The 13,614-nt window shown below is 34.5% G+C and carries 21 protein-coding genes; all 21 read right to left on the bottom strand.

Going from position 1 to position 13,614, the window contains the following annotated elements; genetic code table 11:
• Positions 1-4 precede the first annotated feature (4 nt).
• Positions 5-925, bottom strand: a complete 921-nt coding sequence (locus tag QW060_RS02430) for a dimethylarginine dimethylaminohydrolase family protein (RefSeq protein ID WP_290362123.1) — start codon at positions 923-925, stop codon at positions 5-7.
• A 132-nt stretch (positions 926-1,057) separates the two neighbouring features.
• Entirely contained in the window at positions 1,058-2,341 is a 1,284-nt protein-coding gene (locus QW060_RS02425) for a citrate synthase (RefSeq protein WP_290362122.1), read from the bottom strand.
• 240 nt (positions 2,342-2,581) lie between these two features.
• Complete coding sequence (gene eno, locus QW060_RS02420) at positions 2,582-3,874, bottom strand: phosphopyruvate hydratase (protein ID WP_290362121.1); 1,293 nt, start codon at positions 3,872-3,874, stop codon at positions 2,582-2,584.
• Between the two features lie 67 nt (positions 3,875-3,941).
• Complete coding sequence (carA, locus tag QW060_RS02415) at positions 3,942-5,057, bottom strand: glutamine-hydrolyzing carbamoyl-phosphate synthase small subunit (protein ID WP_290362120.1); 1,116 nt, start codon at positions 5,055-5,057, stop codon at positions 3,942-3,944.
• A gap of 128 nt (positions 5,058-5,185) precedes the next feature.
• Positions 5,186-5,674, bottom strand: coding sequence for a 50S ribosomal protein L17 (gene rplQ / locus QW060_RS02410; RefSeq protein WP_290362119.1), 489 nt, complete (start codon positions 5,672-5,674; stop codon positions 5,186-5,188).
• Between the two features lie 34 nt (positions 5,675-5,708).
• Entirely contained in the window at positions 5,709-6,701 is a 993-nt protein-coding gene (locus QW060_RS02405) for a DNA-directed RNA polymerase subunit alpha (protein WP_290364672.1), read from the bottom strand.
• Between the two features lie 24 nt (positions 6,702-6,725).
• Entirely contained in the window at positions 6,726-7,331 is a 606-nt protein-coding gene (gene rpsD, locus QW060_RS02400) for a 30S ribosomal protein S4 (protein WP_290362118.1), read from the bottom strand.
• Between the two features lie 88 nt (positions 7,332-7,419).
• Positions 7,420-7,803, bottom strand: a complete 384-nt coding sequence (gene rpsK / locus QW060_RS02395; protein WP_290362117.1) for a 30S ribosomal protein S11 — start codon at positions 7,801-7,803, stop codon at positions 7,420-7,422.
• A gap of 8 nt (positions 7,804-7,811) precedes the next feature.
• Positions 7,812-8,186 (bottom strand): 30S ribosomal protein S13, encoded by a 375-nt coding sequence (gene rpsM, locus QW060_RS02390; protein ID WP_290362116.1) that lies wholly within the window; start codon positions 8,184-8,186, stop codon positions 7,812-7,814.
• Positions 8,187-8,188: 2 nt separating this feature from the next.
• Positions 8,189-8,305, bottom strand: coding sequence for a type B 50S ribosomal protein L36 (gene ykgO, locus QW060_RS02385; RefSeq protein WP_002987490.1), 117 nt, complete (start codon positions 8,303-8,305; stop codon positions 8,189-8,191).
• A gap of 11 nt (positions 8,306-8,316) precedes the next feature.
• Positions 8,317-8,532, bottom strand: a complete 216-nt coding sequence (infA, locus tag QW060_RS02380) for a translation initiation factor IF-1 (RefSeq protein ID WP_007136545.1) — start codon at positions 8,530-8,532, stop codon at positions 8,317-8,319.
• A 6-nt stretch (positions 8,533-8,538) separates the two neighbouring features.
• Positions 8,539-9,885, bottom strand: coding sequence for a preprotein translocase subunit SecY (secY, locus tag QW060_RS02375; RefSeq protein ID WP_290362115.1), 1,347 nt, complete (start codon positions 9,883-9,885; stop codon positions 8,539-8,541).
• Positions 9,886-9,898: 13 nt separating this feature from the next.
• A complete protein-coding gene (gene rplO / locus QW060_RS02370; protein ID WP_290362114.1) occupies positions 9,899-10,351 on the bottom strand; it encodes a 50S ribosomal protein L15 in 453 nt (150 codons plus the stop codon).
• Positions 10,352-10,361: 10 nt separating this feature from the next.
• The gene (gene rpmD / locus QW060_RS02365) at positions 10,362-10,544 is read right to left on the bottom strand and encodes a 50S ribosomal protein L30 (protein ID WP_290362113.1); all 183 of its coding nucleotides are present in this window, start codon (positions 10,542-10,544) and stop codon (positions 10,362-10,364) included.
• A 12-nt stretch (positions 10,545-10,556) separates the two neighbouring features.
• Complete coding sequence (gene rpsE, locus QW060_RS02360) at positions 10,557-11,081, bottom strand: 30S ribosomal protein S5 (RefSeq protein ID WP_290362112.1); 525 nt, start codon at positions 11,079-11,081, stop codon at positions 10,557-10,559.
• Positions 11,082-11,087: 6 nt separating this feature from the next.
• The gene (gene rplR, locus QW060_RS02355) at positions 11,088-11,438 is read right to left on the bottom strand and encodes a 50S ribosomal protein L18 (protein WP_290362111.1); all 351 of its coding nucleotides are present in this window, start codon (positions 11,436-11,438) and stop codon (positions 11,088-11,090) included.
• Positions 11,439-11,449: 11 nt separating this feature from the next.
• On the bottom strand, positions 11,450-11,992 hold the full coding sequence (gene rplF / locus QW060_RS02350) for a 50S ribosomal protein L6 (protein WP_290362110.1): 543 nt from the start codon (positions 11,990-11,992) through the stop codon (positions 11,450-11,452).
• Between the two features lie 17 nt (positions 11,993-12,009).
• The gene (gene rpsH, locus QW060_RS02345; RefSeq protein WP_290362109.1) at positions 12,010-12,408 is read right to left on the bottom strand and encodes a 30S ribosomal protein S8; all 399 of its coding nucleotides are present in this window, start codon (positions 12,406-12,408) and stop codon (positions 12,010-12,012) included.
• A gap of 61 nt (positions 12,409-12,469) precedes the next feature.
• Complete coding sequence (gene rpsN, locus QW060_RS02340) at positions 12,470-12,739, bottom strand: 30S ribosomal protein S14 (RefSeq protein WP_290362108.1); 270 nt, start codon at positions 12,737-12,739, stop codon at positions 12,470-12,472.
• A gap of 3 nt (positions 12,740-12,742) precedes the next feature.
• Positions 12,743-13,294 carry a 50S ribosomal protein L5 gene (gene rplE, locus QW060_RS02335; RefSeq protein WP_290362107.1) on the bottom strand — a complete coding sequence of 184 codons (552 nt, stop codon included), beginning with the start codon at positions 13,292-13,294 and terminating at the stop codon, positions 12,743-12,745.
• 2 nt (positions 13,295-13,296) lie between these two features.
• Positions 13,297-13,611: a 50S ribosomal protein L24 gene (rplX, locus tag QW060_RS02330; protein WP_290364671.1), complete on the bottom strand. Its 315-nt coding sequence runs from the start codon at positions 13,609-13,611 to the stop codon at positions 13,297-13,299.
• Between the last annotated feature and the right edge of the window lie 3 nt (positions 13,612-13,614).

The raw sequence follows: 13,614 nt of genomic DNA, 5'->3' as shown, positions 1-13,614 counted from the left end.
TTTTTTATTTTTTATCTCTTATTAAAGGTAATGTTGAACATCTGAGCAATCCTTCCTGTTTAGATATTTCGGCATACGGAATCTCTTCTACAATAAAACCATTAGATCTCAACCATTCATTTAGTCTTGTAAATTTCTTCTCTGTCACAATAACATTGTGATCGATAGAAAACACATTTGAAAACATATGATACATCTCTTCTCTCTCAATATGAAAGAGGTTTTCTTTTCCAAATAGGTTTACAAGATAATCATAATCTTCTTCATCGATAAATCCGCCTTTATAAATGATTCCTTTATCAACCCCTATGGGCTGAAAACAGCAATCTAAATGTAACGCATTATCACGAGGTTCAGTTTTAGATTTAACAAGATTAAACTCTTTTACTATTTTATTCGGAAAAAGCTCTTTGATATACTGAACTCCTTCTTTATTAGTTCTTGCCGTAATAAAATCTTTATAATCGGCTCCTTTGTAAGTACCTATAAATACATGGTCATTCCAAGGCATTACATCTCCACCTTCAATATGCACTTCTTCAGGCGGTCTCTTTACTTTTGCAGGATCTATCTGATCTATAATATATTTAATTGCATCCAGCTCTCTCTCTCTGTCAGGCAATATATTTGCTTTGATAAATACATCTTCGATTACAAAACCGATGTCTCTTGTAAAGATCTGATTATAATTTTCGATCAATTCAGGACGATATACTTTTACATCATATTTTTCAAAAACCTTATTGAAGGCTTCCATTTCTTTTATCATATCTTCTTCTACAGGATAAGTACCTGCTTTGATATGTTCTAATGATTTTGGATCATATGCCTCTTCTATAGTTGGCGTTGGTCCGTTACTAATTGCAGTACCCAGTACAACTGCTCGTAGCCTGGACGTTTCGTCATTTATATTTAACTGAATCATAAAAAGTATTTTAAACAAAGTTAAGACTTAAAAACATTTTTTTCTAATCCCTGCAACAATATTAGCATCTTAGCAAATTGAGACCAAAAAAAAGCCGGAATTAAATCCGGCTTATCTATAAATAAAATGAGATTAACGCTCATTCATTGTTTTAAATTTACGCAATGGTTCTCCGATGTATATCTGTCTCGGACGTCCAATAGGTTCTTTGTTTTCACGCATTTCTTTCCATTGAGCAACCCATCCCGGAAGACGGCCAATAGCAAACATTACCGTAAACATCTCCGTAGGAATTCCTAAAGCACGATAAATAATACCTGAATAAAAATCTACATTCGGATATAAATTTCTGGATACGAAATATTCATCTTTCAATGCTTTTTCTTCTAATTGTTTAGCAATATTCAAGATAGGATCATCAACTCCAAGTTCGGCAAGAACATCGTCTGCTGCTTTTTTAATGATACGGGCACGCGGGTCAAAGTTTTTATAAACTCTGTGTCCGAATCCCATTAGACGGAACGGATCATTTCTATCTTTTGCTTTTTCGATAAATTTATCAGCATCTCCTCCATCTTTTTGAATTTCTTCCAACATTTCCAATACCGCCTGATTTGCACCTCCGTGTAATGGTCCCCAAAGTGCAGAAACACCTGAAGAGATAGAAGCAAACAATCCTGCATGAGAAGAACCTACCATTCTCACTGTAGAAGTGGAACAGTTTTGCTCATGATCAGCATGTAATATAAACAATTTGTCAATTGCATTTAAAACAGTCTGATTTACTTTATAAGGACCTGTTGGCAACTCAAACATCAAACGTAAAAAGTTTTCAACGTATGGTTTTGTATTGTCATAATAGTTCAAAGGGTATCCAATAGTTTTTCTATAAGTCCATGTGGCAATTACCAAAAATTTACCCATAATTTTACAGATTGCTTCATACATCTGATTCTCATTTTCAACGTTTACTACCGTTGGATTGAAAGCTGTCAAAGCGCAAGTCAATGAAGATAAAACACCCATTGGATGTGCATGCTTAGGAAAACCATCAATGATTCCCTTCATTTCTTCATTTACAAGTGTATGTTTACGAATATCGTTTTCAAATTTTTCTAATTGTTTTTCTGTCGGTAATTCACCAAAAATGATCAGATAAGAAACTTCCAGAAAGTGTGCATTATTTGCCAATTCTTCAATTGCATATCCTCTGTAACGTAATATTCCCTCTTCACCATCCAAAAAAGTAATAGCACTTTTGCATGAACCTGAGTTTTTATATCCCGGATCCAATGTAATAGCACCTGTTAAAGCTCTCAATTTTTCAATATCAATGGCAACTTCGTTTTCCGTTCCTACAAATACAGGAAGTTCTATTCTTTTACCATCTAACTCAATAGTTGCAGTTTTTGACATATATTTTAAAGTTTATTTTTTTTATAGCTAAATGCGAATTTAATAAAAATCTTTCATTACTTAAAGCTTAAAACTGTAAATAATTTCTTAATACTCACGCATTCAATTTACTAATAACACCTATTTAACACAAGGGTAACATTTATTTAAAAGAAGCCATCTTTTTTTTTTATTAACAATAAAATGTTTCATAAAAAAAGCCTGCAACTGCAAGCTTCTTAATTCGTTTTATTTTTCAGACTATTTTACCTTAAAAGCATTTTTTTGAGGAAAATAAGCTACCGTTCCTAATTCTTCTTCTATACGAAGCAACTGGTTGTACTTTGACATACGATCTGAACGTGAAGCAGACCCTGTTTTGATTTGTCCACAGTTGAGAGCTACTGCAAGATCAGCTATGGTATTGTCTTCAGTTTCACCTGAACGGTGAGACATTACAGAAGTATATCCCGCATTATGTGCCATGTTTACCGCTGCAATTGTTTCTGATAGCGTTCCGATCTGGTTTACTTTAATTAATATGGAATTAGCAATATGCTCATCAATTCCTCTTTTTAATCTTTTTACGTTGGTTACGAACAGGTCATCTCCAACTAACTGTACTTTATGACCAATTTTATCCGTCAGCATTTTCCATCCGTTCCAATCATCTTCATACATACCGTCTTCAATAGAAATAATAGGATATTTATCGCATAACTCTGCTAAATAATTTGCCTGTTCTTCAGAATTACGCACAATACCAGAAGTTCCTTCAAACTTTGTATAGTCATACACCCCGTTTACATAAAATTCAGAAGCCGCACAATCCAGTGCCAACATGATATCCTCTCCAAATTTGTACCCAGCGTTTTCTATTGCCAGTCGTATCGCATCTAATGCATCTTCTGTACCACCAGCAAGATTAGGAGCAAAACCACCTTCATCGCCAACAGCCGTACTTAGATTTCTATCATGCAATACTTTCTTTAAATGATGAAAAACCTCTGTTCCCATTTGCATCGCATGTGTAAAATCTTTTGCTGCAACGGGCATGATCATAAATTCCTGAAATGCAATAGGAGCATCAGAATGTGAACCTCCATTGATAATATTCATCATAGGAACCGGTAATGTATTTGCTGAAACACCACCTACATAACGATACAAAGGCATTCCCAATTCATTAGCAGCCGCTTTTGCAACCGCAAGCGAAACTCCTAAAATAGCATTTGCTCCGATGTTGGATTTATTGGGTGTTCCATCTACTTCGATCATTGTCTGATCAATAGCATTTTGTTCAAATACATTAAACCCTACTATATTTTCTGCAATAATTGTATTTACGTTGTGAACTGCATTTAAAACACCTTTCCCCATGAATGCTTTTCCGCCATCCCGCAATTCAACTGCTTCATGCTCTCCGGTAGAAGCTCCAGAAGGAACGGCTGCTCTTCCCATAATTCCGTTATCCGTATAAACATCTACTTCAACTGTAGGATTTCCTCTGGAATCCAAAATTTGTCTTGCGTGTATTTTTACAATGGTACTCATAAATAATTGTGTGGTTAGAATTTAATAGTTGTGCAAATGTAATAAAATATTAAAAGTAAAGGAACTGTTAAACAGTTCCTTTTGATGTTTTCATATAATTCACAAATTCATCAAAAAGATATTTTGAATCATTTGGTCCCGGACTCGATTCCGGATGATACTGTACAGAAAATACTGCTTTGTCTTTTAAACGGATTCCGGCTACGGTCTGATCATTGAGATGATAATGTGTAATTTCTAAATTCTCATTTGCTTCCACTTCTTCTCTATTGACTGCAAATCCATGATTCTGAGAGGTAATTTCACCACGATTTGTCAAAACGTTCATAATCGGATGGTTGATACCTCTGTGTCCGTTAAACATTTTATAAGTCGAAACTCCCTGTGAAAGTGCAATGATCTGGTGTCCCAGACAAATACCAAATACCGGCTTATCGCTTGCTATAAGCTCTTTTGCTACTTCTATAACATCATGAAGTGGTTGCGGATCTCCTGGTCCGTTTGACAAAAAGTAACCGTGAGGATTAAAGGCTTTAAGCTGATCATAGGTTGCATTATAAGGAAATACCTTTACGTAGCAATCTCTTTCCGCAAGACAACGCAAAATATTGGTTTTTATACCTAAATCTAAAGCTGCCACCTTATAGGTTGCATTCTCATTTCCGTAAAAATAAGGCTCTTTTACAGAAACTTTAGATGCCAGCTCCAGACCATTCATATCCGGAACAGCATTTAATATACTTTTTAATTCTTCAATACTCTTACCATCGGTGGAAATAACAGCATTCATAGCTCCATTATCCCGTATATAACTTACCAAGGCTCTGGTATCGACATCAGAAACCACTACAAGATTATTCTTTTCAAAATAGTCATATAGAGAACCCGAAGCCGCAGGTCTGGAGTAGTGAAAACTAAAGTTCTTACATACCAATCCAGCAATTTTTATCCCATCAGAATCTACTTCATCATCATGTACTCCATAATTACCGATATGCGCATTTGTACTCAGCATAATCTGACCGAAATAAGAAGGATCTGTAAAAATTTCCTGATAACCGGTTACTCCAGTATTAAAACATAGTTCTCCATGTGTAGTTCCTTTAATACCGATTGATTTACCATAAAAAATGGTGCCGTCACTTAATAAGATAACCGCTTTATCTCTTGAAGTATATTTCATTATATGTGTGTTGTTATTTTCGTTGCAAAATTAGTATAAAAAAAATTGAGTTTAAAGTGAAAATAAAAAAAAGGACAAACTGTAAAAGTTTGTCCTTTTTTAAATATCAATTAATGTATAATTTTAAATTATTCATTAGTTTCTGTAGATTCTGTTGAAGTTGTTGGCTCTACAGTCTCAGTAGTAGTAGCATCAGCTTTCTTTCTACCTCTTCTTGTAGTTGCTTTTTTAACTTCTTTTTTACCAGGATTATATAAATCATTGAAATCTACCAATTCGATCATTGCCATTTCAGCATTATCTCCTAAACGATTTCCTAATTTAATAATACGTGTATATCCACCTGGTCTGTCTCCTACTTTTGGAGCAACCTCTCTGAATAACTCAGTAACCGCATATTTATCTCTTAAATAAGAGAAAACCACACGACGGTTGTTAGTGTCGTCAGTTTTTGATTTAGTAACCAAAGGCTCTACAAATTGTTTAAGAGCTTTTGCTTTAGCTACAGTAGTATTTATACGCTTGTGCTCAATTAATGAACAAGCCATATTGGCTAACATAGATTTTCTATGTCCTGTTTTTCTACTTAAGTGATTTACTTTTTTTCCGTGTCTCATTGCTTTCTAGAATTTAGACTTTTTTGAGTCTAGATTATTCTTTATCTAATTTGTATTTTGATAGATCCATTCCGAAATTTAATCCTTTCACCTGAACCAGTTCTTCTAATTCAGTTAATGATTTTTTTCCGAAATTTCTAAATTTCATTAAATCATTTTTGTTATAAGAAACTAAATCACCTAATGTGTCTACTTCAGCCGCTTTTAAACAATTTAATGCTCTAACCGAAAGGTCTAAATCTACCAATTTAGTTTTTAGAAGCTGTCTCATATGTAAAGATTCTTCATCATATGAATCAGTTTGAGCAATTTCATCGGCCTCTAAAGTAATTCTCTCATCAGAGAATAGCATAAAATGATGAATCAATGTTTTAGCTGCTTCTGTCAATGCCTCTTTTGGATGTATGGAACCATCAGTCACGATATCAAAAACAAGTTTTTCGTAATCTGTTTTTTGTTCTACACGATAGTTTTCGATAGCATACTTTACATTTTTTACAGGTGTGTAAATTGAATCTGTAAAGATGGTACCTATTGGAGCATTTTGTTTTCTATTTTCTTCAGCCGGAACGTATCCTCTTCCTTTTTCGATAGTCAATTCCATATTGATATTGATTTTACTATCTAAGTTACAGATAACTAATTCAGGATTTAAAACCTGGAATCCAGAAATATATTTCTGAAAATCTCCAGCTGTCAATTGATCTTTTCCTGTGAACGAAATACTTACAGACTCATTATCAATATCTTCAATCTGACGTTTGAAACGTACTTGTTTAAGATTTAAGATAATTTCTGTAACATCCTCAACAACACCAGGAATAGTCGAAAACTCATGTTCAACACCATCAATGCGTACCGAGGTAATCGCATATCCTTCAAGTGAAGACAGAAGTACTCTTCTTAGTGCATTACCAATAGTCAATCCATAACCAGGTTCTAAAGGTCTAAATTCAAACTTACCTTTAAAATCGGTTGAATCGATCATGATAACTTTGTCGGGCTTTTGAAAATTGAATATTGCCATATTATTTCGACTGAATGTCAATTATTATTTGTTGTACAACTCTACGATTAACTGTTCTTTGATGTTTTCTGGAACTTGCATTCTTTGAGGTACAGAAACAAATGTTCCCTCTTTTGTGTCATTGTTCCAAGTAATCCACTCATAAACAGCACTAGAATTAGATAACGAACGTTCTATAGCATCAAGAGATTTTGATTTTTCACGAACAGCCACCTTATCACCAGCTTTCAATTGGTAAGAAGGGATATTTACTAGCTCACCATTTACAGTAACGTGTCTATGAGAAACTATTTGACGTGCAGCTCTACGAGAAGGAGCAATACCCATTCTGTAAACTACGTTGTCTAATCTTGATTCACATAATTGAATTAAAACTTCACCTGTTACTCCTCTGGAAGCAGATGCTTTTTTAAATAAATTACGGAATTGTTTTTCTAAAATACCGTAAGTATATTTAGCTTTTTGTTTTTCCATTAATTGGATAGCGTACTCAGATTTTTTACCTCTCTTCTTTGCTAAACCATGTTGCCCAGGAGGGTAACTTCTTTTATCGAAGGCTTTGTCTTCTCCGAAGATTGCTTCACCGAATTTACGAGCAATTTTTGTTTGTGGACCAGTATATCTTGCCATGTTAAAAATTAAAATAAGGTAGGGATTATGAATTCAGGTCTCATCCTCCGATAATCTCATTCCTACCTTTGGTTATACTTTATTATTATTAAACTCTTCGTCTTTTTGGAGGACGACATCCATTATGTGGCATAGGAGTAATATCGATAATCTCAGTTACTTCAACACCGCTGTTATGGAGTGAACGGATAGCAGATTCTCTACCGTTACCTGGTCCTTTAACGTAAACTTTTACTTTCTTTAAACCAGCTTCAATAGCTACTTTACTACAATCTTCAGCAGCCATTTGCGCAGCATAAGGAGTGTTCTTTTTAGAACCTCTGAATCCCATTTTACCTGCTGATGACCAAGAAATAACTTCACCTTTTTTGTTTGTCAACGAAATGATGATGTTGTTAAAGGTTGCACTAATATGAGCTTCGCCAGTTGACTCAACAATAACTTTACGTTTTTTTGTATTCGCTTTAGCCATACTACTAATTATTTAGTTGCTTTTTTCTTGTTAGCAACAGTTTTTCTTTTACCTTTTCTTGTTCTAGAGTTATTTTTAGTTCTTTGTCCTCTTAATGGAAGACCAGCTCTGTGACGAATACCTCTGTTACATCCGATATCCATTAAACGTTTGATGTTTAAAGATATTTCCGAACGCAACTCACCTTCAATCTTGAAATGAGAAACTGCCTCACGGATTGCTCCGATCTCGTCATCATTCCATTCTGAAACTTTTTTGTCTTCGCTTACATTAGCTTTTGCTAAAATCTCTTTTGATCTGCTTGAACCTACTCCGAAGATGTAAGTTAAAGCAATAATTCCTCTTTTATTTTTAGGTATATCTACCCCTGCGATTCTTGCCATAATTATCCTTGTCTTTGTTTAAATCTAGGATTTTTTTTGTTAATAACGTATAATCTTCCTTTTCTACGCACAATTATGCATTCTGCACTTCTTTTTTTAACTGATGCTCTTACTTTCATTTTAATAGCCTTTAATATCTATAAGTAATTCTTGCTTTTGACAAATCGTAAGGACTCATTTCCAGTTTCACTTTATCACCAGGTAATAACTTGATATAATGCATACGCATTTTTCCTGAAATATGAGCGATTACAATATGTCCATTTTCTAATTCTACACGGAACATCGCATTTGATAATGCTTCAATGATAGATCCGTCTTGTTCTATTGCTGATTGTTTTGCCATAAAGAACTAAGCTATTGCTTTTCTATTTTTACCACTCTTCATCAATCCATCATATTGTTTATTCAACAAATATGAATTCACTTGTTGAATCGTATCTATTGCTACACTCACTAAAATTAATAATGAAGTTCCTCCGTAAAACATTGCCCAACCTTGTTGAATACCAAGAAGAGATACGGCAATTGCAGGGAAAATTGCAATAAGCGCTAAAAACAATGATCCAGGGAATGTAATCAATGACATGATACGATCGAGATAGTCAGCTGTGTCCGATCCAGGGCGAATTCCCGGGATAAAACCTCCGCTGCGTTTCAAATCATCAGCCATTTTATTCGTAGGTACTGTAATTGCGGTGTAAAAGTACGTAAAAATTATGATTAACAAAGCAAAAACTAAATTATACTCCCAACCAAACACATTTCCGAACGTTGTAGCGATGGATTGTGCAGATTCAGATGTAGATAAACCAGCGATTGCAGGTGGTATGAACATAATTGCTTGAGCAAAAATAATCGGCATAACTCCAGAAGCGTTTAGCTTTAACGGAATCCATTGTCTGTTTCCTGCGATAGAAGTTGAATCGTATTCACCAGCTGTACTGCGACGTGCGTACTGAACTGCTATTTTACGAACTGCCATAGTAAGGAAGATACAAGATACAATGATGAGTAACCAAATGATTATTTCAATAACAATCATCATAGGACCTCCGTTATTTTCTGTCATACGAGACTGGAATTCCTGCATAAATGCCTGAGGCAAGTTTGCAATAATACCTACCATGATAAGTAGTGATATTCCGTTCCCGATTCCTTTATCAGTAATTTTTTCTCCTAACCACATCGCAAAAACGGTTCCTGTAGTTAAGATTAAAACTGATGAAAACAAGAATGAAAAAGAATCAAAACCTAAGATAAATGCATCAGATGGCAATTGTTTGTACAGGTTATAGATATAACCCGGACCTTGTACCAAGGTAATACCTATGGTAAGCCATCTGGTGATTTGGTTCATCTTCTTTCTACCACTTTCACCATCATTTTGAAGTTTTTGTAAATAAGGCACAGCGATACCCATTAACTGAACTACAATCGACGCAGAGATATAAGGCATAATTCCTAATGCAAATACAGATGCCTGCGAAAACGCACCTCCTGTAAATACATTAATCAACCACCCGATACCTTGATCTGTTTGGTCTGATAAAGCTTGCAATTTAGTAGTATCAATACCTGGTAGAGATACTTGTGCACCGAAACGATACACAAGTAATAATCCTAAAGTAACTAAGATTTTATTCTTAAGTTCTTCTATTTTCCAGATATTGGTCAATGTTTCAAAAAACTTCTTCATGCTTTATAAAGATTTATAAAGTTACGGCTTCTCCACCAGCAGCTTCAATAGCCGCTTTTGCAGTTGCAGTAAATTTGTGAGCAGTTACTTTTAATTTAGACTTAAGCTCTCCTCTACCCAAAATCTTTACTAAGCTATTTTTAGAAGTTAATCTATTTTCAACTAATACGTTAAAATCTACCGTATCATTGATTATTCCATTCTCAACTAATAACTGTAAAGTATCAAGGTTGATACCAACGTACTCTACTCTATTAATATTTTTGAAACCGTATTTAGGCACACGTCTCTGTAAAGGCATTTGCCCTCCTTCAAAACCAATTTTCTTTGAGTAACCAGAACGGGATTTAGCTCCTTTGTGACCTCTTGTAGAAGTACCACCTTTTCCTGAACCTTCTCCGCGCCCAACTCTTTTATTTTGATTATGTACAGAACCGTTTGCTGGTTGTAAATTACTTAAATTCATATTCAATAAATTAATTAATTTCTTCTACAGAAACCAAATGTTGAACTTTATTTACCATTCCTTTGATAGTAGGTGTATTATCATGCTCAACAACTTGTCCTAATTTACGAAGACCCAAAGCTGCTAATGTTCTTTTTTGGTCTTCCGGACAATTGATTTTGCTTCTTACTTGTTTTACTTTAATTTTAGACATAATTTCTCCAAATTAAGATTTAAATACTTTCTCTAAAGAAATTCCTCTTTGTTTTGCAATCGTAACTGCACTTCTCATTTGAAGTAAAGCATCAAAAGTAGCTTTTACCACATTGTGAGGGTTAGAAGAACCTTGAGATTTTGATAATACATTGTGAATTCCTACTGACTCCAATACTGCACGTACTGAACCACCTGCAATAACTCCGGTACCTAATGAAGCTGGCATTAAGAATACACGTGCTCCACTAAATTTACCTTTTTGCTCATGAGGAATAGTACTTCCATTTAAAGGAATACGAACTAAGTTTTTCTTTGCATCTTCTACAGCTTTCGCAATCGCTTCAGAAACATCTTTAGATTTACCTAAACCATGACCCACTACACCTTCTTCGTTACCAACAACTACGACAGCAGAGAATCCAAAAGCTCTACCCCCTTTAGTTACTTTGGTAACTCGGTTTACACTAACCAAACGATCTTTTAATTCAAGACCGCTCGGTTTTACAAATTCTACGTTTTTATAATTTTGATACATAACTAATTAGAATTTTAATCCAGCTTCTCTAGCTCCTTCAGCTAATGATTGTACACGTCCGTGGTATAAATATCCACCTCTGTCAAAAGAGATTGTATCGATACCCGCTTTCAAAGCCTTCTCTGCAATTAGTTTTCCAACCGATGCAGCAGTTTCAATTTTGGTTCCTCCGGTTACTCCTGCTTCTTTTGAAGATGCTGATGCTAGAGTTACTCCGTTTACGTCATCTATGATTTGAGCATAGATTTCTTTATTACTTCTAAATACAGACAGTCTTGGTCTTAATGCAGTACCGCTAACTGTTTTTCTGATTCTGTATTTGATTCTTTGTCTTCTTTCAGATTTGTTTAATGACATGATCTTAATTTTTAAGCTGATTTACCTGCTTTTCTTCTTAATACTTCACCTACAAACTTAATACCTTTTCCTTTGTAAGGTTCTGGTTTACGGAAAGAACGGATTTTTGCAGCAACCTGTCCTAACAATTGTTTGTCTGGTGAAGTTAATTTAACGATAGGATTTTTACCTTTTTCAGAAACTGTCTCTAAAGTAACTTCAGGAACAATGTCTAAAACGATGTTGTGAGAAAAACCTAGTGCCAAATCTAACTTTTGACCTTGATTAGATGCTCTGTAACCTACACCTACTAATTCAAGTTCTTTAGTGAATCCTTCTGATACACCAACAATCATGTTGTTGATTAAACTTCTGTATAAACCGTGTTTCGATCTCAAATCTTTTGCATCTGATGAACGTTCTACGATTACTTGACCGTCTTCTACTTTCACAGCAATATCACTATACTCCTGTGTAAGCTCTCCTAGTTTTCCTTTTACTGTAACTACAGCATCTTTAACCTCTACAGTTACTCCAGCTGGAATTGCAATTGGACTTTTACCTATTCTTGACATTTCTATAGTCTTTTATATTAGTATACGTAACAAACTACTTCACCACCAACATTAAGTTGTTTCGCTTTTTTACCTGTCATTAAACCTTTAGATGTTGAAACAATAGCAATACCTAAACCGTTTAAGATTCTTGGTAAATCTGCAGATGATGCATATTTACGTAAACCTGGTTTACTAATTCTTTGGATATCTCTGATAACAGACTCTTTAGTCTCTTTATCATATTTTAATGCAATTTTGATAGTACCTTGAACGGTAGAGTCATCAAATTTGTAGCTTAAAATATATCCTTGTTCGAATAAAATTTTTGTGATCTCTTTTTTGAAGTTAGAAGCAGGAATTTCAACCACTTTGTGGTTAGCACGCACTGCATTTCTAATTCTCGTTAAAAAATCTGCGATAGGATCTGTATACATATGTATTTATTTGCGGTTTTGGTTTTCGGTGAAACCACCGAACCTGAAACCAATTAAAATTTTACCAACTAGCTTTTCTAACTCCTGGGATTAATCCTTGGTTAGCCATTTCACGGAATGTAACACGTGAAATACCAAATTGACGCATATAACCTCTTGGTCTTCCAGTCAATTTACAACGATTGTGTAAGCGAACTGGAGAAGCGTTTTTTGGTAATTTTTGTAAACCTTCGTAGTCACCTGCTTCTAAAAGAGCTTTTCTTTTAGCAGCATATTTATCTACTAATGCTTGTCTTTTCACCTCGCGGGCTTTCATTGATTCTTTAGCCATAACTTAATTCTTTTTAAAAGGTACTCCTAGTTCAGCAAGTAATGATTTAGCCTCTTTATCTGTATTTGCAGATGTTACGAAAGTAATATCAAAACCAGCAATTTTGTTAACTTTATCAATATCGATCTCTGGGAAGATGATTTGCTCTACAACTCCTAAATTGTAGTTTCCTCTACCGTCAAATCCATTTGATTTAACTCCTCCGAAATCTCTAACACGTGGTAAAGCTGAAGTAATTAAACGGTCTAAAAATTCGTACATTTTTTCACCGCGTAAAGTTACTTTAGCACCAATTGGCATACCTTTTCTTAATTTGAAAGAAGCAACGTCTTTTTTAGAAATAGTAGAAACTGCTTTCTGTCCAGTAATTTTAGTCAATTCTTCAACTGCATAATCAACTAATTTTTTATCTGCAACAGCTGCTCCTACTCCACGGCTTACAACTATTTTTTCAAGTTTTGGAACCTGCATTACATTTTTGTAACCAAATTCGTTCTTAAGAGCAGAAACAACTCTCTCTCTATATTCTTGTTTAAGTCTTGGGATATAAGTCATGACTATAATACTTGATTAGATTTTTTAGAAACTCTAACTTTTTTATCACCTTCTACTTTGTAAGCTACTTTCGTAGCTTCTTTTGACTTAGGGTCAAGTAAAGTAAGGTTTGAAATATGAATTGGAGCTTCTTTTTTAACAATTCCTCCTTGAGGGTTTGTAGCACTAGGCTTAGTATGCTTAGAAACTACATTAATACCTTCAACGACTGCTTTGTTTTTATCACGTAATACACGTAAAACTTTTCCTTCAGATCCTTTGTGATCTCCGGCGATAACTCTTACAGTATCTCCTGTTTTAATTTTTAGCTTTGTCATCAT

Source organism: Paenimyroides ceti (genome assembly GCF_030409925.1).
This window is presented reverse-complemented; position numbering and strand designations above follow the sequence as displayed.